Raw genomic sequence first — 20,598 nt, forward strand, 5'->3', positions numbered from 1 at the left:
GCGGCGTTCCTCCGCCGCCTGCCGTCGCGCCGCGCGCCAGCACGGTCGCCGCGCCCCGTGCGTACTAAGCTACCCGCCGTGACGCCCGACCCCGCACCCGAGGCGCGGCGCTCCTCGGCACCGCGCGCGCCGGGACGCGCCCGCCGCGCTGCGTCCGCCGTCGCGGCGGCGCTCGGGCTCACGCTGACGTTCGCGGGCGCCGCGGCCGTCGGCGTCGCGCTCCACCTCGACACGCCCGCCGCGCGCCGCGTGGCCCGCGACGCCACGAACCGGCTCCTCGGCTCGCTGTTCCAGGGGCGGATCGTCGCTGACGAGATCGACGCGCTCGGCCTGGGCGGCGTGCGGATCCGATCCGCGGTCGCGCTCGATCCACGCGGGAACAAGGTGATCCGCGCGAGCGGCCTCGAGGCGCGCGCCGACGTGCTCGCGATGCTCCGCGGCGCGCTCTTCGGCGCGGGCGCGCTCCGCATCGAGGTCCCGTACATCCGGGTCGAGCAGGCCGACGTGCTGGTCCAGGACAACGGCGCGGGGGGCGTCACCCTCGGCGACACATTCACGCCGCTGCCGCCGCGAAGCCCGCCCTCGTCCAAGCCCGAGGGGCCTCCGCGCGACGTCGTCGTCGCCCTCTCGCACGTCGAGATCGGGCGCGGGTGGGTCCACGGGCAGGTCGCTCCGCCGCGCGCGCTGGACGCCGATGTCAGCCGGCTCTTCGGGTCGGTGCACGTCGGCCCGGAGGGCGTCGCGGTCGACGTCGATCAGACGGGCCTCGTGGATCGCGCGTTCCTGCCGGCCAGGACGGCGGGCACGGCGAACTACCACCTCCGCGCCGGGGACGAGGTCCGGATGTGGAGCAGCTTCGCCGGTCGGCTCGCCGACGTCGAGGTCACCGCGCGGGCCGTGCTCGACGAGGAGCACCTCGAGGCGCAGGTGAGCGTCCCGCGCGCCACGCCGGAGCAGCTGCGGAGCCTCCTCCCGGATCACCCCCTCACCGAGCCCATCTCCGCGCGCGTGGCCGTGAACGGCCACCTCCCTCAGCTCGACGTGGTGGCCTCGGCCTCGGCGGATCCTGCCGGCCCCGCGGGCGGCGGCCTCGCCCTCACCGGGCGGCTCGACGTGGCGGGGCCCGTGCGGCTCGACGCGGAGGTCCAGGCGCGCGACGTCGATCTGCGGCTCTTCGGCGTGCGCCTCTCGCCCGATACGGCGAGCGGCGCGGCGCCCGTACCGGCCGGCGCGGCGCCCGCCCCGGCCGCGCCCGCCCGGCCCCGCGCCGTACCCACCCTGACCCACGCCGCGCCCGCCCTGCCCCGCGTTGCGCCCGCCCGGCTCCGCGCCGAAGCGACGAAGCCCGCGCTGGAGCGCGGCTCCGAGCCGGCGCCCTTGATCACTGCGGACGGCCGGGTGCGCGTCGAGCTCGGCGACCTGCTCCGGCTCTCCGTCGAGGCGCGGACCGAGCCCATCGCGCTGCTCGGGCAACGCGTGCCGGCGGCGGACGTCCACCTCGTGCTCGACCGCGGCGAGCTCCACGCGCGCGCGCACCTCCACGAGCCGGGCGCGCCGATCGACGCCGCCGTCTCCTTCCTGCCGGGCGGGCAGGGCCTCCGCTTCGCGGCGACGGCCGACATCCCGGCGATCGCCGCGGCGCCGCGCCTCGCCGGGCCCGTCGACGGCGCCGGCCGCGTGCGCGTCGAGGGGAGCCTGCGCGAGGGAGCGCTCGACGCGCGCGTCGAAGGCGCGTTCGCCGGGCTCCGGGTCGGCCAGGACGTCGCGCTCGCCAGCGCGCGCGTCGCGGGGCGGGTCTCCGGGCCGATCGACGCGCTCTCGATCGACGCCTCGCTCTCCGGGAAGGAGGCGCTCGCCGGCGGCCACGCGCTCGACGAGGTCACCGCGCAGATCTCCGGCCCGCTCGCCTCGCCGAAGCTCCGCGCGACGCTCACCGACGGCGACGACTCCCTGAGCGCCTCCGCGCGGCTGAGCGCCGCTCCCCTCGCCCTCCGCGACGTCGAGCTCCAGCTGAAGCGCGACGGCGCCGCGGTCGCGGGGAAGATCACGGCGATCACCTCCTCGGCCGGCGGGCTCGCCGTCGAGGGGCTCGATCTCTCCTCGGCCGAGCTCGGCTCGCTGAAGGGCCGGCTCGCGGTGCGGGGCGATGACGTGACCGGACGCCTCCGGGGCGACGGCATCGACGTCGGCCGCGTGGCCCGGATCCTCGGGATCCCGATCCGCGTGCGCGGGCGCGCGGAGGTCGACGTCGCGCTCGATCGGGACCGCGAGACCGGGCGCTCGGGCCACGTGCGGCTCGGCCTTACGGGGGGCGAGGTCGCGTTCCTGTCCGGCATCTCGGCGCAGCTCACGGCGACCTTCGAGCGCGACCAGGTCAAGGCCGACGGGTCCGTGCGCATCGACGCGAAATCGCCGCACCCGAACGGGACCGGCGGGCAGCCGCCGAACGGCGCGTGGAACGACGCCCTCCCGCGGTGCGCCGGCACCCTCGCGAGCGTGCGTGTGTCCGGCGCCGAGGGCACGCTGGAAGGGCCCCTCCTGCACGCGAAGACCTGGACCACCCTGGTCGGGAAGGCCGAGGTCGCCGCGAACGACTGGGACCTCGGCTGCCTCGCGCAGCTCATGCCGATCGGGCACATCGTGAGCGAGGTGCGCGGCAAGCTCACGACCAGCTTCGGGGTGTCGCGCGCGGCCGGCGATCCGTTGCCTTCGCTGCACGACGTGCTCGTGCGGACGCACGGCCTCGCGCTCGCCGGTCCTCATCGGCTGGGCGCCGAGCGCCCGGCCTGGGAGTCGCGCTTCGTCGACGCGCAGCTCAAGGGCTCGTTCAGCGGCGCGACCGGCAAGGCGGACGCCGCGCTGACCCTGTACGACGGCGGGCTGCTCGCCGACGTCTCCGGCGCGATCGAGCTCGATCTCGATGCGCTCACGGGGCCGCCCGCGGACCGGTGGTCGTCGCTCCTGCGCTCGCCCATCGCCGCGCACGCCTCCATCCCGCGGCGTGGGATGGACCAGCTCGCCACGCTGCCCTCGTTCGTGCGCGAGGCGCTCCCGCCGCTCGCCGGCGAGGTGCGGATCGACGCGTACGCAAGCGGCACGATCGAGCGTCCGTTCCTGACGGCGCGCACCCTCTGGTGGGGCTTGACCTATGCGCCGCCGGGCGCCTCGAGCGCGACGGATCTCCTTTTCCCCACCGATCTCGACGCTTGGCTCACGTACGACAGCGAGAAGGCCACGCTGGACGCGCACGTCACGCGCGGCGCGGCCGAGATCGCGACGGTGAGCGCCGAGGTGCTCGCCCCGCTCGAGCGCCTGCTCGCGGACGTCCCGGCGCGCGCGCTCAAAGGCACGCCTCCGCCCCCGGCGTGGACCGGCTCCTTCCGCGCGACGCTGCGCGAGGTCCCGCTCGGCGAGATCCCCCTGCTCGCCGACAGCGGCATCGCCGGGCGCGTGAGCGGCGAGATCGAGATGCGCGGCCTCAACATCGCGCCGTCGCTCAAGGCGCGCCTCACGGTGCCGGGCGTCACGCTCGGGAGCGACCTCGCCTTCGAGCGCGGCGTGCTCGCGCTGCGGATCGACCCGATGCGCGAGGCCGGGCGCGGGCACCTCCGCGTCACCGAGCTCGCCCTCGAGGGCCGGCGCGGCGGCAAGATCCGCGCGAACGCCTTCGCCAGCGTGCGCTTCCGCGGCGGGTTCATCCCGGTCCTCGACGGCGAGCGCACGGACCTCGCCATCTCCGCGGAGCGCTTCCGGCTCGCGGCGCTCCAGCCGCTGGTCGGCGGCCTGCTGAGCAAGGTCGATGGGACGCTGGACGGCAACCTCCGCATCGAGCTCGGTGGCCCATCCGACGCGGACGGCAACCTCCGCGCCCAGCTGGAGGTCACGGACGGCGTCGTGCACATCCCGGAGCTCGGGCAGGAGCTGCGCGACGTGGCCGCCCGCATCACGGCCGAGGGCGGCGTCCTCCGGATCGAGGGCTTCCGCGCGGCGGGCACGACCGGGATGGCGCAGGGCTGGGCCCTGTTCCGGCTCGCCGGGCTTTCGCTGCGCGACGGCGCCGGGGCGCTGACGATCGCCGAGGACCAGGCCCTCCCGCTCACGCTCGAGGGGGTGCCGCTCGGGACCGCCTCCGGGGCGCTGTCGTTCATCGCGGAGAAGAAGCCGGGCGAGCTCGCCCTGTACGCGACGGTCCCCACGCTCCGCGTCTCGCTGCCGGCGACGAGCAGCCGCGACGTCCAGCCGCTCGGCGACAACCCCGACATCTCCGTCTCGCAGCCGCTCGGGCCGGAGAAGCAGCGGCGCGCGGCGGACGCGCTCCGCTACTCCGTGGCGTTCGACGTGCGCGACGCGTTCGTCAGCGGCGCAGGGCTAAGGCTGCGCCTGCAGAGCGCCGAGGACGCGCCGCCGCGCGTCGTGATCGGAGAGGACACGCGGGTGTCGGGCGGCATCGTGGTCACGCGGGGCGAGCTCGAGATCTACGGCAAGGCGTTCGAGATCGAGGGCGGGCGCGTGCGCCTGCGCGAGGAAGAGGCGTCGAACCCGCACCTGAACGTCACGGCGCACTGGGACGCCCCCGACGGCACGCGCATCCACGTCGCCTTCAACGGCAACCTCCGGCCCATCACCGACAGGTCGCTGCGCTTCACCTCGAGCCCGCCGAGCTCGCAGCAGGACATCCTCGCGCGGCTCCTGTTCGGCGCCGATTTCTCGGAGGGCGCGCAGGCCGCGGGCTCCCAGACGCCCGCGGGCCGGGCGGCCGGCGGCGTCGCGGCGTCGCTCGGCAGCGAGATCGCGTCGGCGCAGTTCAACGCGCTGCTGAGCGGCATCGCGCCGCTGCGCGGGCTGACGACGCGGTTCGGGACGACGTCCGAGGGCGCGCTGCGGACGAGCGTGGTCTACCGGCTGAGCGACAACCTGACGGCGCTGGCCACCTTCCAGGAAGGCGCGCAGCAGAGCGCCGCGACGGGATCGAGCGGGCCGACCCCTGGCGGGACGGCGAGCGAGCGCGGCACGCGGACCGAGGTCACCATCGACTGGCGCTTCAGCGAGCACTGGACGCTCCGCGGCACGGTGGGCGTCGACGCGCGCCAGGCGACCTCGGGCATGCTCGACCTGCTCTGGCAGTACCGGTACTGAGCCGAGCGCGGCCGCATCGGCCCGGCGCGACGGCGATCCTCCTCTGGATCTCCGGCGCGCGGGGCTAGCGCGCGGCCCGCGGGGGCAGCGTGACCTCGCGCCCGCCCACGCAGAGCGTGGGCGGCTCGGCCTCGACGAGCAGCGGGGCGAGCTGCGTCTGCGCGTGGCGCGAGAAGCGCGCCTCGAGCGCGCCGCTCCGGGCGCGCGCGTACACGACGCCGTCCTCGCCGAGGGAGAGCGTCGCCGGATCGAGCGGCTCCTCCGTGCCGTCGAACAGGAGCAGCGAGACCGCGCCGCCCTCGCCGATCCGGAGCGCGTCGACGAAGAGCGGCGCGTCCTCGGCCTGGAAGTAACACCAGTCGTAGCCGTTCGTGAGGATCGGCCGGCCGTCGTCCGGGTGCCGCCCGATCCAGGACCGGAGCCCGCGCTCGAGCGCCGGATGGTCGACCCGGGCGCCGTCGTGCCAGAAACGGCCCTCGCGATCGAGCCGGATCGAGCTCTCGCGGGAGGTCCCTGGGGGCGGCGCGAAGCGGAAGAAATCGGGATGGTCGCCGGGTTTCATGGGTCACCTCGCAGGAGAGATGCGGCCCGGCGCGGTGAATCGCAAGGAGCGCAAGGAGCGCGGGCAGCGCGCGGCGCGGAGTACTATAGCGGGCCCATGGGAGCCCAGACGGTAGAGGTCGGCACGGACGAGCACCTGCGCGCGACGCGGGCGTACTACGACGAGTTCTCAGCGCGCTACGAGGCCCGGCGCGGAGGGCGCGATCCCGGGGGCTACCACGACCTCGTCGACGCGCTCGAGGTCGACTTCGTGCGCCGCTTCGGCGAGGGCCGCGACGTGCTCGAGGTGGGGTGTGGGACCGGGCTCCTGCTCGCGCGGATCGGCGCGTTCGCGCGCGCCGCCCGCGGGGTCGATCTCTCGCCCGGCATGCTCGATCGCGCCCGGGAGCGCGGGCTCAACGTCGTGGAGGGGAGCGCGACCGACCTGCCGTTCGCCGACGAGAGCTTCGACGTCGCGTGCTCGTTCAAGGTGCTCGCCCACGTGGAGGACGTCCGTCGCGCGCTGTCGGAGATGGCGCGCGTTGTGCGGCCTGGCGGGCACGTGATCGCCGAGTTCTACAACCCCTACAGCCTGCGCGGGCTCGTGAAGCGGCTCGGCCCGGCGGGCGCCATCAGCGACAGGACCCGGGAGAGCGCCGTCTTCACGCGCTTCGACGCGCCGACCGCCGCCGCCGCCCTGATGCCGGACGGCGTGCGCGTCGTCGCCTCGCGCGGGGTGCGCATCGTGACGCCGTTCGCGGCCGCGATGCGCGTGCCGGGCCTCGGGCGCCTCCTGCACCGGGCGGAGTGGGCGCTGTGCGACACGCCGCTCGCGCAGCTCGGCGGGTTCTGGATCGCCGCCGCGCGGAAGGCGTGAGCCGCGCGGCGCCCCCGGTCAGAACCGTCCGGTGAGCCCCGCGACCATGCCGCCGGGGACCACGGAGATCGTCGGCGCGGCGGTGAAGCTCGGCGGCGGCGGCGGCACGGGGCGCGTCCGGAAGGAGACCCGCTCGGGGACGAACGTGATCTGCGCGTGGGCGATCCCGGCCGCGACGAGCGTCGCGAACGCCCCGAAGGCCACGCGGTTGACGGCCGCGGCGGTCCCGATACGGCTGTTCAGCGCGTCGATGTCGACGCTCTGCATCGGGCCGCCGCCCTGCCCCGAGGACCTCGGCGAGATGTCGACGTTCTCGTAGCTGGCCAGCGCGATCGCCGAGACGATCGAGGTCCCGCCGGCGACGGCCTGGCTCACCAGGAAGAACCACCCGAGCCCATCGTCGCCGTTCTGGAACTGCCCCACCCCGAAGGGCAGCATCGCGGTCCAGCGGGAGTTCTGCGCCACGACCCGCTCGCGCCCGGCGAGGCGATGGATCTCGGCGACCCAGCGGCGCTCGTCCGCGCGGCTCCGCTCGACCCGCAGCCGCGCCGCGTGCTGCGCCTCGGCCTTCTGCCGCGTCACCTCCTCGATGCGCGCCCGGATGCGCGCCCGGACCGCGGTGAACCGATCGAGGACCTCGGGCTGGAACACCGCCGGGTTCGGCGAGTACACCGGGTTGTCGAGGAGGATCTTCTCGATGTACGCGTCGGCCTCGCTCGTGCGCCGCAGCGCCACGAGCGCCGCGGCGGCGAGGCCGCGCGCCCGCTCGACCAGGCCGGGCTCGGAGATCCTGCACGGCTTGCCCTCCGCCTCGATCGGGCCGCGCTCGCAGGGCGCGTTCGCGGGATCGAGCATCGCCGCGAAGCGGCTCACGGCCTCCTCATAATGCCCGGCGTCGAAGCGCGTCTTGGCGAGCTCGAACTGCTGCACGTCGTCGGCGCGCGCCGGCGCCGCGAAGCAGAGCGCGAGGGCGGCGGCGGCCGCCGCCGCGAGGCGCCGCGGCGCGCGCAGGGCGCGGCAGCCCCCGACCGATGGGAAGCGAGCGCCGGGAGATCTCCTGCCTGGAGTTCGCGCAGCCATGCGGAAGGGGTGCGCCGTGATGTAGCGGAGTTTGGACGAGGATGCTGAGAATTCCGGAGCGGACGCCACAATGACGGCAATGCCGTCAGCCGGACGGCCAGGAAACCGTGTTCGGCTCGCCGGCCACCAGCGTCACGTTGCCGACGCGCGGCGCGGCCTCCGGCGACGCGGGCGTGAAGAGGCAGCTCCCGCTCCAGGACACGTCGTTCAAGGTCACGGCCTGCGGGGTGCCCGCGTAGCCGATCAGGCCGATCTGCGGGCACGCGACCTGCGCGCTCGGCGGCGCGCCGCTCAGGACGATCGTGCTGGGCAGGATCTCCAGCTTGTGGATGATCCGCTGCGGCGCGGAGACGCCGGGCTTCGGCGCCACGACCGAGATGACGCCCGCATACGGCTTGCAGCACCGCGAGCTGGGCACGCTGATGTGAACGGTGTGTGTGCCGATCTTGAGGGGCGTGACCTTGTTCGCGCCGAACCATCTGATCTCGACGCCATCGAGCACCAGCCTGGCGCCGCTCGGGACGATCTGGAAGACGACGTCGCGCACCGCCGGAACGTCCTCCGTCGGCGCGGCCGAGGGCGGGATGTGCGGCAACGGTGGCCGCGCGCGGGGCCGCGGCGCGCTCGCGACCTCCCTGGCGCTCGGCGCGACCGCGCGCACGTTCGGCGACGGGATGAAAGCGTCGATGGGCGTCGGCGGCGTCGGCGGCGTCGGCGGCGGCTCGGCCGCCGCGAGCGCGTCCCCGTCCACCGGCGGCGGGTCGCGGAGCGCGCGGGCGATCGTGAACGCGGCGAGGCCGAGCGCCACAGACCCGAGCGCGACGAGCAGCGCGCGCAGCGCGAGCTTCTGCCGGTTGCGGCTCGCGTTCAGCTTCGCGAGCCGCTTGAGGATGGTGAGGTCGTTCGGCGCGAGGGCCAGCGCCCGGTTGTAGTCGGCGGCCGCGCCGGGTACGTCGCCGCGCTTGCGGCCGGCCTCCGCGCGCGCCACGAGGCACGGGACGAGCCGCGCGACGTGCCGCTCGGCGTAGCCTGCCGGGTCGGCGAAGTAGGCGGCGAGCTCGGCGCGCGGCTCCGCGATCCCGAGCGCCGTGAGCTCGGCCCTGATCTGATCCGCGAGCGCGCGAGGGTTCGCCGGGCGGGCGGCGATGTCGTGCGCGAGGGCGCCCGCGATGATCCGGCTCCAGCGCGCGCCCACGGTGGCTCGCTCACGCTCGGCCTCCGGGTAGATCCCCTCGAGCACCTTGCGGAGCACCTGCGCCGGGTTCTTGCCCTCGAACGGCAGGTGCCCGACGAGACACTCGTAGAAGAGCACCCCGAGCGCGAACACGTCGGTGCGCGCGTCGACCTCGCCGCCCTCGATCTGCTCCGGCGCCATGTGCGCCGGAGAGCCGAGCACCTGCCCCGTCGAGGTGACGCCCTGAGCGTCGAGGATCTTGGCGATACCGAAATCGGTGAGCTTGATCACCACGCTCGCGCCGTCCCGGCTCTCGCCGGCGCGGTCGGACGGCAGCTCGACGAGCACGTTCTCCGGCTTCACGTCGCGGTGGATGATCCCCGACGCGTGCGCGTGCTCCAGCGCGTCGCAGAGCTCGAGCACCACCGCGGCGCCGATCTCGGCCGGCATCTCGCGGTGGGCGCCCAGGATCTTGCGCAGCGTGGCGCCGCGGAGCAGCTCGACGACGAGGTAGCGCTCGCGGTCCTGCTCGCTGGAGACGTCGTACACCTCGACGATGCCGGGGTGGCGCAGCTTCGCCGCCGCGCGCGCCTCGGCGACGAAGCGGGTGCCGACCTCCGCGTTCTCCCGGAGGTGCTTGTGGATGATCTTGACGGCGACCTCGCGGCGGAGCCGCGGGTCGCGGGCGCGGTAGACCGTGGCCATTCCGCCGTGGCCTAGCTCCTCGATCAGCTCGTATTTCTCGAGCTTCGGGAGGACGTCTGCGCCCGCGTTTCTGGAGAGGGAATCCTGCTCGCCCGACGAGCCCCTATCGCGGGCGGGCAGGCTCATTCAACGACCTTCACCCGAATCGTGTTGGTCGACCCCGAGACGCCGACAGGAGCGCCGAAGATGGTGACGAGCTTGTCGCCCGGCGAGACGAGGCCGTTCGCAAGCAGGTACCCGGTGGCGCGCTCGATCATCTCGTCCGAGTTCCGGAGCGCGTCGATCGGGAGCGGCACGACGCCCCAGAGCAGCGCGAGGCGCCGGCGCGTCGTCTCGTTCGGCGAGAAGGCGACGATCGGCACGACGGGGCGCGCCTTCGACGCGTACCGCGCGGTGAGGCCGCTCTCGGTGAACGCGACGATCAGCTTCGCGCCGATGTCCCGCGCGATGTCGCACGCGTTGCGCGCGGTCGCCTCGGGGACGTTGGCGCGCTGGCCAGGCTGCTCGCTCGAGAGATAACGGTAGAACGAGCTCTGCTCGGCCTCCGTCACGATGCGGGCCATCATCCGCACGACGAGCGGGGGGTGCGCCCCGGTCGCGGTCTCCTGCGAGAGCATGACCGCGTCGGTGCCGTCGAAGACAGCCGTCGCCACGTCGCTCGCCTCGGCGCGCGTCGGGCGCGTCGCGGTCACCATCGACTGGAGCATCTCGGTCGCGACGATGACCGGCTTCTGGTGCACGCGGGCGAGGCCGAGGATCTCGCGCTGGATGATCGGCACCCGCTCCGGGTTGAACTCCACGCCGAGATCGCCGCGCGCGACCATCACCCCGTCCGAGGCGAGGATGATCGCCTCGAGGTTGTCGATGGCGCCTGGCGTCTCGATCTTGGAGACGATCGGCGTCGGGCGACCCCAGGCCTCGCAGATGTCGCGGACGTGCCGGACCTCGTCCGCGTTGCGGACGAACGAGAGGGCGACGTAGTCGACCCCCTGCGCAAGGCCAAAGCTGAGGTCGGCCTTGTCCTTCTCGGTGAGCGCGGAGATGCGCACACGCCTGGCGGGCAGGTGGACGCCGACGCGATCGCGCAGGCGTCCGCCCTGCGTCACGCCGGCCTGGACGCGGTCCCCTTCGACCTTGGTCACGGTGACGACGACGCGGCCGTCGTCGAGCAGGATGACGTCGCCGGCCTGCAGATCGGACGCGAGCCCCTCGTAGAGGATCGGGATCTCGCCGGGCGTCGCGACAGGGCTGTCCCTGTTCGCCTCGGTCAGCCAAACGGTAGCCCCGTCAGCCACCTCGAAGGTGTTGCCGGGGAAGCGACCGGCTCGGATCTTCGGGCCGCAGAGGTCCTGCAGGATCGCCACAGGCTTCCCGCATGCCTCCGCAGCCGCACGGACCGTGGCGATTGCTTTGCCATGATCCTCATGCGAGCCGTGAGAGAAGTTGAGTCGAGCGACATCCATACCGGCGCGGATAAGCTGCTCCAGCGTCGTTTGAGAGTCACACGAAGGGCCAATGGTACAGACGATTTTCGCTCTGCGTACGAGCACGGGCGGAGCATGCCACGAGCAGGGGTCGCGACACTACCCTGATTGTGAACGGGCCATGCGGACTTCACCGGATTCCAACAAAGCAGCTGGGGGATGAGCCGCTGCGCGGCGCGGCGCACGCGCGCGTCAACGCAGCAGCGGAGCGCGGCGTCCGGCCGTGCGCAGCAGCGATCCGCGCGCACGGCCGCGGATCGCTGCGAATCGGAGATCTTTCTGAGGGCGAGTGAGCGGCGGGACGGCTCGGGCGCGCGCCGCAGCGCGGCATGAGATCCCGCCTGGAGCCTTGTGACTAGGAGCGGCGCTCTCGGCGCTCGCGCGGCGGTCCGCCTCGGTCGCGCTCCATACCGGGCCGCGATCCGCGATCGCCGCCGCGATCGCCGCCTCGCCCGCCCGGCCCATCGCGCCGCGGCGGCGGGCCGGCGTCGCGCGCCTGCGCCATGCGCTCGCGCGCCCGATCGCCCTCCTCGCCTTCCGGGAGCGGGAGCAGCTCGCGCCGGCTCAGCCGGATCTTCCCCTCGCGATCGACGCTCAGCACCTTCACGTCGAGCGAATCTCCCTCCTTGAGGACGTCCTCGACGCGCTCGACGCGCGTGTGGGCCATCTCCGAGATGTGCAGCAGGCCGTCGGTGTTCGGGAGGATCTCGACGAAGGCGCCGAAGTCGGTGATGCGCTTGACCGTCCCCTTGTAGGTCGCGCCGACCTCGGGCTCGGCCGTCAGGCCCTTGATGATGTCAAGCGCCCTCTTCACGGCGTCGGAGTCGGCCGACGCGACGTTCACCGTGCCGTCGTCCTCGACGTCGATCGCGACCCCGGTCTGGTCGACGATGCCCTTGATGGTCTTGCCGCCGGGGCCGATGATCAGCCGGATCTGGTCGGGCTTCACGCGCACCGTGGTGATCCGCGGCGCGTACTGGCTGAGCTCGGGCCGCGTGGTCGGCAGCGTCTCGAGCATCTTGCCCAGGATGTGGAGCCGCCCCTCGCGCGCCTGATCCAGCGCCTGCGCCAGGATCTGCCGGCTCAGGCCCGCGATCTTGATGTCCATCTGGATCGCGGTCACGCCGCGCGCCGTGCCGCAGACCTTGAAGTCCATGTCGCCGAGGTGATCCTCGTCGCCGAGGATGTCCGAGAGCACCGCGTAGCGCTGGCCCTCCATGATGAGCCCCATCGCGATGCCCGCGACGGGCGACTTGATCGGCACGCCCGCGTCCATGAGCGAGAGGCACCCGCCGCAGACGGCCGCCATCGACGACGAGCCGTTCGACTCGAGCGTCTCCGACACGATGCGGATCGTGTACGGGAACTGATCCGGCGCCGGGATCATCCGGGAGAGCGCGCGCTCGGCGAGCGCGCCGTGGCCGATCTCGCGCCTGCCGGGGCCGCGGAGCGGCTTCGTCTCGCCGGTCGAGAAGGGGGGGAAGTTGTAGTGGAGGTAGAAGCGCTTCCACGTCTCCCCCATGAGCCCGTCGATCTTCTGCTCATCGGTCGAGGTGCCGAGCGTCGTCGTGACGATCGCCTGCGTCTCGCCGCGTTGGAACAGGGCGCTGCCGTGCACGCGCGGCAGAAGGCCGACCTCGCACATGATCGGCCGGATGCTCTTGCCGTCGCGGCCGTCGATGCGCTTGCCCTCCTCGATCACGTACGTGCGGACGACGTGCGCCTTGCGCTCCTCGAACTCCGCCTTCACGAGCCCCTGGACGGGCAGGAGCTTCTCGGCGCCGAGCTCGGCGCTCAGCGTCTCGGTCAGCTTCTTCTTGAGCGAGCTGTAGCCGTCGTAGCGCGCCTTCTTGTCGGTCACCTTCGTCGCGGCCTTCAGGTCCTCGTCGACGATCTGCGCGACGCGCCGCTTGATCTCGTCCGGCAGCGCCGGCGCGACGAACTCGCGCTTCGGCTTGCCCACCGCGGCGCGCATCTTCTCGATCAGATCGATCACCGGCTGCGCGGTCTCGTGCGCGAACATCAGCGCGTCGATGATCTCCGCCTCGGTCGCCTCCGCGGCGCCGCCCTCGACCATCACGATCGCGTCGCGCGAGCAGGCGACGACGAGGTCGATGTCGCAGCGCTCGATGTCGGCGACGGTGGGGTACGCCACGAACTCGCCGTCGAGCCGGCCCACGCGCACGCCCACGACCGGCCCGTGCCAGGGGATGTCCGAGATGTGCAGCGCGGCACTCGCCCCCGTCAGCGCGAGGACGTCCGCCTTGTTCTGCTTGTCGCTGGAGAGGACGGTCGCGATGATCTGCGTGTCCCGCTTGAAGCCCTCCGGGAAGAGGGGGCGGAGCGGGCGATCCATGAGGCGGCTCGAGAGGATCTCCTCCTCGCGCTGGCGCGCCTCGCGTTTGAAGAAGCCGCCGGGGATCTTGCCGGCGGCGTACGTCTTCTCGACGAACTCGCAGGTGAGGGGGAAGAAGTCGAGGCCCGGCCGCTCGTCCTGCGAGACGGCGGTCACGAGCACCATCGTATCGCCGTAGGTGACGAGCACGGCCCCGTGGGCCTGCTTGGCCAGGCGGCCGGTCTCGAGGGTGAGGGCACGGCCACCCACCATGACGGATTCACGAACGAACATTGGGATTTCAGCTCTCTCTCGCACGATCGCGAGGGCCGCTGCGTGCGGCGCTACGCCGAGCGCGAGGGGCTGCTCTTCTTCCTCGGTTCCTGCGCAGGAGCCGACCTGCTGCGCACGAAGCGAAGACGAAGACGCGCGGAGCCCGCGCTCGGGAACGGCGAGGCCCGATCGCCCCGCCGGTCCGTGGTCAATGAGTGACCTCCTTAGAGCGTCCGCTCCACTCTCGCCAGCGCAAAACGCAGGCGTTCAGGGGTGCGTCCCGCAAAACCTCCCGAACGGAAGGGACCGGAACGACCGCGCGCGCAGGGGTGCTTGTGCAGAAAGGCGGGCGCGGAGCCGCGGATGAGGCGGCCCGCACGCGTGCGGGCCGCGAGCAGCACCGATCACACGTGGACGGGCCCCTGGGGCAAACCGCCGGCGGTGGGGTGAAGCAGCAGGTGGGACAGACAGGCCCGGCAGGCCGACGGCAGGCGAGGTCGCCTGCTTTCGCGCAGCGCGGGCGTGCGGCACACGCCTCGCGCCGGGACCTCAGGCCTGATCGGCCCGAGGATCGCGCTACTTGCGGAGGTTGAGGCGGCTGATGAGGCCGCGGTAGCGCTCGATGTCGACGCGCTTCAGGTAGTCGAGCTGCCGACGGCGCTGGCTCACCAGCTTCAGCAGGCCGCGGCGGGAGTGGTGGTCCTTCTGGTGCGTGCGGAAGTGCTCCTGCAGCTGGTTGATCCGCTCGCTGAGGAGGGCGATCTGGACCTCCGGCGACCCGGTGTCGCCGTCGTGGATCGCGTACTTCTGGATGATGTCCGTCTTCTGAACCGAGTGCAGCATGGCTGGCTCTCCATGGCCCTGCCGGTGCGCTACCGAGCGTCCGGGCCGGCTCGTCCTCTCCGAAAACCGAAGAACGGGACCGGCGGCTGGCCAAGTGACGCCTGAATGTGAGCCCCACGCCCGTAGTGGCGGGAGCCCGCGAAGTTCAGGCCAGTGAGCTGAGGAGCGCGCGAGTATACGCAGGTGCCTCGGTCCGTCAACGCGGTCGACACGGCCGCGCGATTTGTCACCCCCAGAACGGCCGATTGGTTACCCTCGGTCGGCGATGCCCGGCACCATCCGGCCCCCCGACGAAGCCTCCCGACCGCAGTCGGACGCGCGCGGCTCGCAGTCGGACCTTCATATCGCGAACGCGATGACGAGCCTCTCCTCTTCCGCTTCCGCCACGGCGCTCCCGACCCCCGGGAGCGACAACTCGACCCCCAAGGTCTGCCCCACCTGCGGGGTCCGATACCCGGCCGAGTTCAGGGTTTGCCCGCGCGACGCCGCGACGCTCGATGAGTCGGAGGACGACGCGCTCCGCGACGATCTCGTCGGCAAGACGCTCAACGAGACGTACACGGTCGTGCGCGTCGTCGGCGAGGGCGGCATGGGGCGCGTCTACGAGGCGCGCCACACGCGGATCTCCAGCAAGCGGTTCGCCATCAAGATGCTGCACCCGGAGTTCGCGCGGCAGCCCCAGGTGATCTCGCGCTTCCAGCGCGAGGCCGAGGCCGCGGCCGCGGTGCAGAGCCCGTACGTCGTCACCGTCTTCGACGTCCACCGCACCGCGGAGGGCCGTCCGTTCCTCGTGAACGAGTTCCTCGAAGGCAAGGAGCTCGCCGACTACCTCAACGAGGCCGGCAAGATGAAGACCGGCCCCGCCGTGCGCATCGTCCGGCAGATCTGCAAGGCGCTCGCCGCGGCCCACGCGAAGGGCGTGGTGCACCGCGACATGAAGCCGGAGAACGTGTTCCTCACCGGCGACCTCGCGATGCCGACGGCCAAGGTGATCGACTTCGGCATCTCCAAGGTCGACGACGCGCCGGGCGCCGCGCTCACGCAGACCGGCATGATCATGGGCACGCCCTCGTACATGGCGCCGGAGCAGGCCCGCGGCGAGCGCGTCGATCACCGGGCGGACATCTACGCCGTCGGCGCGATCCTCTACTGCGCCCTCACCGGCAGCCGCCCGTTCGACCGCAACGATCCGACCGCGACGCTCACCGCGGTCCTCACCGAGGACCCGCCCCGCCCGCGCTCGCTCGAGCCGAGCATCCCCGAGCCGCTCGAGATGATCATCCAGCGGGCCATGGCGAAGGAGCCCGGCCATCGGTACCAGACGATGGAGGAGCTCGACGCGGAGCTCGCGCTCTACGACACCAGCGAGTCCGAGCCGAAGGAGCTCGACGCCCCCGGGTCGCCCGGGCCGCGGGTGTCGATGCCTTCGGCGCCGCGCGTGGCGCCGACGATGCAGCTCCGCCAGGCGCAGCAGGTGAGCATGGCGAGGCCGCTCATCCTGCTGCTCTTCGCGCTCGGCCTCTTCTGGGTCGCCGGCAGCTTGATCACGCTCGTCACCGCGATCATCCGCCTGTCGCGCGGCGGCCAGGTGACCGACAACCTGACGGGCCTCGAGGCCGTCCTGCTCGCGTCCGGGATCGGCTTCGCGCTGATCACCCCCGCGCTGATCAGCGCGAGCCACGTGCGCAAGACCGTCTGGAACAACAGCATGAAGGCGGTCGATCTGGCCGACAACCTGCGCCGGCCGATCGTGGTCGGCCTGTGCGCGTACGGCTTCGCGTCGCTGCTCGTGCGGGTGGTGGAGGCCGTCGTCCTCCGGCGCGCGGCCGGCGTCGCGTGGCCCATGTGGGACGTCGTGCTGTTCGCGGTCGGCGCGGTCGGCGCCGCCGGCGCGTACCTCTTGCTCCGCAGCGAGAACCGGTAGCCCCGCCCCTAGCGCCGGTCCAGCCACGCCTGGAGCAGCAGCGCCGCCGCCGCCCCGTCGACGCGCTCCTTGCTCTTCCGCCCCGAGACGCCCCCGTCGCGCAGCCGCCGTGCCGCCTCGACCGTCGTCAGCCGCTCGTCGATGAGCTCCACCTCGACGCCGGCCGCGTCCGCCAGCGCCTGCGCGAAGGCCACCGCCCGCCGCGCGGCGGGCCCCTCGTCCCCGTTCATCTCGAGCGGCAGCCCCACCAGGAACCGGGTGATGCCTTCGTCCCGAACGAGCGCCGCAAGAGCTTCCAGGAGCGCCTTCCGGTTTCGCCCGTCGAGCAGCGGCCGCGGGTGCGCGTAGAGCCCGAGCTCGTCGGTCACCGCCACGCCCACGCGGGCCTTCCCAAGATCGATCGCCGCAGCGCGTGCCTTCGCCTTCGCCATGCCTCTGGAAAGACCCCATAGCCCTCGGGCGACGCGCCGGCGAGACCCGAGCGTAACCCGGAAGCATCCGACCGGCTTGACCCGCTCGCCAGCACCGACCATAAGCGCCGCGCGATGGAACTGCGCGCGGTACGGGGGATGAACGACATCCTCCCCGAAGAGGTGGAGCGCTGGCACAAGCTCGAGGGGGCCTTCCGCCTCCACGCGGAGCTCCACGGCTATGCCGAGGTGCGCACGCCGCTGCTCGAGCCAACGGAGCTCTTCCGGCACCAGATGGGGGAGACGACGGACGTGGTCGAGAAGGAGATGTACTCCTTCGAACGCCACGGCGATCAGCTCACCGTCCGCCCCGAGGGCACCGCGGGCGCCGCGCGCGCCTACGTCGAGCACGCGGTCCACGCGAAGGAGCCGGTCACCCGCTGGTACTACCTCGGCCCGATGTTCCGCGGCGAGCGGCCGGCGAAGGGGCGCTACCGCCAGTTCTACCAGGCCGGCTGCGAGCTCTTCGGCGATCCCGGGCCGCTATGCGACGCCGAGACGATCGACCTCGTCGCCGGCTTCCTGCAGCACATCGGGGTCGGCGAGTTCGTGGTTCACGTGAACTCGCTCGGCAGCGCGGGCACGCGCGAGCGCTACCGCGAGGCGCTGCTCGCCCACTACACGCCGCGCAAGGCCGAGCTCAGCGAGGACTCGCAGCGCCGCCTCGAGAAGAACCCCCTGCGCATCCTCGACTCGAAGGACCAGCGCGATCACGAGGTGTCGCGCGACGCGCCGTCGATCCTCGATCTGCTCGACGACGCGGACCGGGCGCACTGGGAGGGCGTGCGCCGCTGCCTCGACGTGCTCGGCGTGAACTACGTCGTCGATCGGTCGCTCGTGCGGGGGCTCGACTACTACACGCGCACGCTCTTCGAGGTGAAGGCGACCGCGGGCGATCTCGGCGCCCAGAGCACGCTCGCGGGCGGCGGCCGCTACGACGCCATGGTCGCGGGGCTCGGCGGGCCGAGCGTGCCCGCGATCGGCTTCGCGATGGGGATGGAGCGGCTGCTCACGATGATGCCCGGCGCCTCGCCCCGCCGGAGGCCTGGCTGCTTCCTCGCCCCGCTCGGCCAGAGCGGCGCGGATCAGGCGCTCGTGCTGGCGAAGCAGCTGCGCGCGCTCGGCGTCCCGGTCGAGCTCGACGGGCGCGGCGGGCGGCTCAAGGCGATGCTCCGGCGCGCGGACTCCCTCGGCGCGCGGCTCTGCGTGATCCTGGGCGACGCGGAGATCGAGCGCGGCGTGCTCCAGATCAAGGATCTGGTGGCGCACGTGCAGGAGGAGATCCCGCTGGAGGGTGCGGCGCGCGTGCTCGCGGATCGGGCCCTCGAGGCGTCGCCCGGCGGCCAGCGGGGAGCGCGTTGACCTCCGAGGCGATGGGAGCGCAGGGCTGCTCGCGAGGGGCGCGCGGCGCGCCGGCGGGCGAGGGGCGGGGCCGCGCTCGGCGCGCGCGATCGGCGCTGTCGCTCGCCGCGGCGCTGGCCGCGCTCGCCGCGCCGTCCGTCGCGGCGGCGCAGCTCGGCTTCGGCCAGCCCGGCATGACGCAGCCGCCGCCCGCGAGCGCGCCGCCGAAGCCGCCGCCTGGCACGCCGGAGACGCACGCGGCGCCGACGTCCGAGGAGAGCCCGATCCAGACCCAGGAGCCGACCCTGCCGGAGGACCCGCTGGCGGTGCCGCCCGCGGTCAAGAAGCAGATCGGCACGAACGACGTCGGCGAGTGGGAGGTCGGGCGCGCCGCGGAGATCCAGCGCGACTGGTACGGCCCCTACTACAGCGAGCGGAGCGGCAGCTACCAGTTCAGGACGGTCTTCCCCCTGTGGGCGGAGCGCCGGATGCCCGGCGACCGCGCCACGATGGTGACGCCGCTCTACTACAACCGCCGGAGCAAGGACGTCGACGCCGACGTGCTCTTCCCCTTCTTCTGGAAGCTCCGCGACGAGAACACGTACACGACGATCGTCGGCCCGTTCATGCACCGCGAGTCCGAGGGTCGCCCCGCGAGCCCGGGGCGGAAGGCAGAGCCGGGCCGGCACGACAACTGGCTCGCGCCGCTCTTCTTCGAGGGCAAGCGCGACGACGGGAGCGGCTACTTCCACATCCCTCCCCTGCTGACCTTCACGCACCACACGGCGCGGAGCGGCTTCAACCTGATCGGCCCGCTCTACTGCAGCTGGAAGGGCGGCCCCGCGTGCGACACGCGCTCCGCCGACAAGATCGATCTCGGCCTGGCCCCCCTCTACTTCTACGGCCACGACGAGAGCAGCGAGTACGAGGTCATCCCGCCGCTCCTGCACTACTACCACTACAGCGACGTCGGAGACCGCTCCACGAACGTGTGGGGCCCGCTGATGTGGCAGCACTCCCGCAAGGGCGACGTGTTCAACATCATGCCCTTCTACTGGCACAGCTGGGGCAAGAACCACGATCGCACGACGCTGTTCCCGTTCTTCCACTACGGGTACGAGGGCAACAAGAGCCTGCTCGTCACGCCGCTCTTCCTGACGGCGCGCGGGGAGGAGGGGGAGAGCACCTTCGCGACCTGGGGCTACGCTCGCTACCGAGGGCGGACGGAGCTCGACATGATCACGCCGCTCTTCTGGCAGTACCGGGATCCGTCCATCGATCTCGAGCGGACGTTCCTGCTCCCGTTCTATTACCGGAACACCTCGCCGCGCAGCGATGATCTCGTCCTCTTCCCGTTCTACGGCCGCTTCAAGCGCCACGGGTTGAGCGACACCACGTGGCTCACGCCGCTCGTGCGGCACACGCGGGATCTCACCGGCTGGGAGACGGACATCTATCCGTTCTTCTACTCGGGGAGGAACCGCGACTCGACGCACCTCGTCGTCGCGCCGTTCCTCTGGGACTTCGCGTCGCCGACGTCGCGCACCACGGTGGCCCTGCCGTTCTTCTTCCGGTTCGCGGACCCGACGTCGGTGACGCAGGTCGCGCTCAACACCGTGTACCGGGAGCACCGGGTGCGGAACGGCAAGGAGTGGGAGTTCCACCTCGTCCCCCTGTTCTCGTACGGCGAGACCCCGGAAGGTCACTGGTGGAACGTCCTGTTCGGCCTCGCCGGGTACACGCGCGCGGGCACGGCGGCGACGATGCGGGCGCTCTACGTCCCGATCCAGCTGAGCCAATGAGCCCGCGCGGTGCCGAGCTCCGCTGCCTCGGCGGAGCGCCGCCGCCCCCGGAGCTCGCCGTCGACCTGCGCCGGCTCCTCGAGCTGCCCGAGGGCGCGCGGCAGCGCCTCTGGGAGGCGCTCGGGCCCAGCCTTGCCGAGCCGGTGCCCGCCGCCGTGGAGCGGCTCCTCGACGCGTTCTGCCGCCGGCACGAGGTCGCGTCCGACGCGCTCGCGCGGGTGCTCAAGGCGTGCCGCTTCCTGATCCGCGAGGCGAGCAAGCTCGACCTCGATCGCGCCGCGCTCGCGGCCGACATCGCCGCGCTCGCGCCCGGCCAGGACGCCGAGGAGATCCAGGCCGTCCTGCTCGCCGGCTACGACCAGGCCAGGGCGCTCGTGCGGCGGGAGATCGTCCGCGGCGCGCTGCTCGATCACGGCAAGCTGCTCACCGGCATCGACTGGCGCATCGACACGATCGCGACCGCGAACCGCGGCGCGAAGATCGCCGCCCCCGTCGTCGTGCTCACGCTGAGCTACCAGGAGGGCGACCTCCGCTCCCGCATCACGCTCCAGGCGACCCCAGAGACGCTGAGCGAGCTCCAGCGGCTCTGCGCGCAGATCCTCGGCTGATCGCGC

The 20,598-nt window shown here is 72.8% G+C and carries 13 protein-coding genes; 6 read left to right on the forward strand and 7 right to left on the reverse strand.

The genetic code is table 11. The features are described 5' to 3' along the window. Window positions 1-78: 78 nt before the first annotated feature. Window positions 79-5,136 (forward strand): translocation/assembly module TamB domain-containing protein, encoded by a 5,058-nt coding sequence (locus WMF39_RS24910; RefSeq protein WP_437738973.1) that lies wholly within the window; start codon window positions 79-81, stop codon window positions 5,134-5,136. 64 nt (window positions 5,137-5,200) lie between these two features. Here the strand turns inward: WMF39_RS24910 and WMF39_RS24915 are convergent, their stop codons facing one another. Further along, the gene (locus WMF39_RS24915) at window positions 5,201-5,698 is read right to left on the reverse strand and encodes a hypothetical protein (RefSeq protein WP_437738974.1); all 498 of its coding nucleotides are present in this window, start codon (window positions 5,696-5,698) and stop codon (window positions 5,201-5,203) included. 96 nt (window positions 5,699-5,794) lie between these two features. Between WMF39_RS24915 and WMF39_RS24920 the strand changes: the two genes are divergently transcribed. Beyond that, complete coding sequence (locus WMF39_RS24920; RefSeq protein WP_437738975.1) at window positions 5,795-6,553, forward strand: class I SAM-dependent methyltransferase; 759 nt, start codon at window positions 5,795-5,797, stop codon at window positions 6,551-6,553. An 18-nt stretch (window positions 6,554-6,571) separates the two neighbouring features. Here the strand turns inward: WMF39_RS24920 and WMF39_RS24925 are convergent, their stop codons facing one another. The 5 genes from WMF39_RS24925 to rpsO all read right to left on the reverse strand — a co-directional run bounded on the left by WMF39_RS24925 (window position 6,572) and on the right by rpsO (window position 14,447). Further along, window positions 6,572-7,633: a hypothetical protein gene (locus WMF39_RS24925; RefSeq protein WP_437738976.1), complete on the reverse strand. Its 1,062-nt coding sequence runs from the start codon at window positions 7,631-7,633 to the stop codon at window positions 6,572-6,574. An 85-nt stretch (window positions 7,634-7,718) separates the two neighbouring features. After that, window positions 7,719-9,638 (reverse strand): serine/threonine-protein kinase, encoded by a 1,920-nt coding sequence (locus WMF39_RS24930; RefSeq protein ID WP_437738977.1) that lies wholly within the window; start codon window positions 9,636-9,638, stop codon window positions 7,719-7,721. After that, window positions 9,635-11,062 carry a pyruvate kinase gene (gene pyk, locus WMF39_RS24935; protein WP_437738978.1) on the reverse strand — a complete coding sequence of 476 codons (1,428 nt, stop codon included), beginning with the start codon at window positions 11,060-11,062 and terminating at the stop codon, window positions 9,635-9,637. Before pyk ends, WMF39_RS24930 begins: the two co-directional genes overlap by 4 nt. Window positions 11,063-11,351: 289 nt before the next feature. After that, window positions 11,352-13,625: a polyribonucleotide nucleotidyltransferase gene (gene pnp / locus WMF39_RS24940; RefSeq protein ID WP_437738979.1), complete on the reverse strand. Its 2,274-nt coding sequence runs from the start codon at window positions 13,623-13,625 to the stop codon at window positions 11,352-11,354. Window positions 13,626-14,180: 555 nt separating this feature from the next. Next, a complete protein-coding gene (gene rpsO, locus WMF39_RS24945) occupies window positions 14,181-14,447 on the reverse strand; it encodes a 30S ribosomal protein S15 (protein WP_272093461.1) in 267 nt (88 codons plus the stop codon). Between the two features lie 355 nt (window positions 14,448-14,802). Between rpsO and WMF39_RS24950 the strand changes: the two genes are divergently transcribed. Beyond that, window positions 14,803-16,371 carry a serine/threonine-protein kinase gene (locus tag WMF39_RS24950; protein WP_437738980.1) on the forward strand — a complete coding sequence of 523 codons (1,569 nt, stop codon included), beginning with the start codon at window positions 14,803-14,805 and terminating at the stop codon, window positions 16,369-16,371. Window positions 16,372-16,379: 8 nt separating this feature from the next. On the opposite strand, the gene ruvX is transcribed toward WMF39_RS24950, so the two are convergent. Beyond that, window positions 16,380-16,802 (reverse strand): Holliday junction resolvase RuvX, encoded by a 423-nt coding sequence (ruvX, locus tag WMF39_RS24955; protein ID WP_437738981.1) that lies wholly within the window; start codon window positions 16,800-16,802, stop codon window positions 16,380-16,382. Window positions 16,803-16,940: 138 nt separating this feature from the next. On the opposite strand from ruvX, the gene hisS reads away from it, so the two are divergent. The 3 genes from hisS to WMF39_RS24970 are packed head-to-tail and all read left to right on the forward strand — an operon-like array spanning window position 16,941 to window position 20,592. After that, window positions 16,941-18,203 (forward strand): histidine--tRNA ligase, encoded by a 1,263-nt coding sequence (gene hisS, locus WMF39_RS24960; RefSeq protein ID WP_437738982.1) that lies wholly within the window; start codon window positions 16,941-16,943, stop codon window positions 18,201-18,203. Continuing rightward, window positions 18,200-19,984, forward strand: coding sequence for a hypothetical protein (locus WMF39_RS24965; RefSeq protein ID WP_437738983.1), 1,785 nt, complete (start codon window positions 18,200-18,202; stop codon window positions 19,982-19,984). Before hisS ends, WMF39_RS24965 begins: the two co-directional genes overlap by 4 nt. After that, the gene (locus tag WMF39_RS24970; RefSeq protein WP_437738984.1) at window positions 19,981-20,592 is read left to right on the forward strand and encodes a COMM domain-containing protein; all 612 of its coding nucleotides are present in this window, start codon (window positions 19,981-19,983) and stop codon (window positions 20,590-20,592) included. The genes WMF39_RS24965 and WMF39_RS24970 overlap by 4 nt, the downstream gene beginning before the upstream one ends. Window positions 20,593-20,598 lie beyond the last annotated feature (6 nt).

It is taken from the genome of Sorangium sp. So ce1504 (assembly GCF_051521635.1).
GTDB classification, from domain to species: domain Bacteria; phylum Myxococcota_A; class Polyangia; order Polyangiales; family Polyangiaceae; genus Sorangium; species Sorangium cellulosum_B.

What these genes read in the sequence shown, in the direction of transcription:
- hisS (WP_437738982.1), top strand. Translation starts at nt 16,941, where the DNA reads ATGAACGACATCCTCCCCGAAGAGGTGGAGCGCTGGCACAAGCTCGAG.
- WMF39_RS24925 (WP_437738976.1), bottom strand. Translation starts at nt 7,633, where the DNA reads ATGGCTGCGCGAACTCCAGGCAGGAGATCTCCCGGCGCTCGCTTCCCA.
- rpsO (WP_272093461.1), bottom strand. Translation starts at nt 14,447, where the DNA reads ATGCTGCACTCGGTTCAGAAGACGGACATCATCCAGAAGTACGCGATC.
- WMF39_RS24930 (WP_437738977.1), bottom strand. Translation starts at nt 9,638, where the DNA reads ATGAGCCTGCCCGCCCGCGATAGGGGCTCGTCGGGCGAGCAGGATTCC.
- WMF39_RS24950 (WP_437738980.1), top strand. Translation starts at nt 14,803, where the DNA reads ATGACGAGCCTCTCCTCTTCCGCTTCCGCCACGGCGCTCCCGACCCCC.
- WMF39_RS24970 (WP_437738984.1), top strand. Translation starts at nt 19,981, where the DNA reads ATGAGCCCGCGCGGTGCCGAGCTCCGCTGCCTCGGCGGAGCGCCGCCG.
- WMF39_RS24920 (WP_437738975.1), top strand. Translation starts at nt 5,795, where the DNA reads ATGGGAGCCCAGACGGTAGAGGTCGGCACGGACGAGCACCTGCGCGCG.
- WMF39_RS24915 (WP_437738974.1), bottom strand. Translation starts at nt 5,698, where the DNA reads ATGAAACCCGGCGACCATCCCGATTTCTTCCGCTTCGCGCCGCCCCCA.
- ruvX (WP_437738981.1), bottom strand. Translation starts at nt 16,802, where the DNA reads ATGGCGAAGGCGAAGGCACGCGCTGCGGCGATCGATCTTGGGAAGGCC.
- pnp (WP_437738979.1), bottom strand. Translation starts at nt 13,625, where the DNA reads ATGTTCGTTCGTGAATCCGTCATGGTGGGTGGCCGTGCCCTCACCCTC.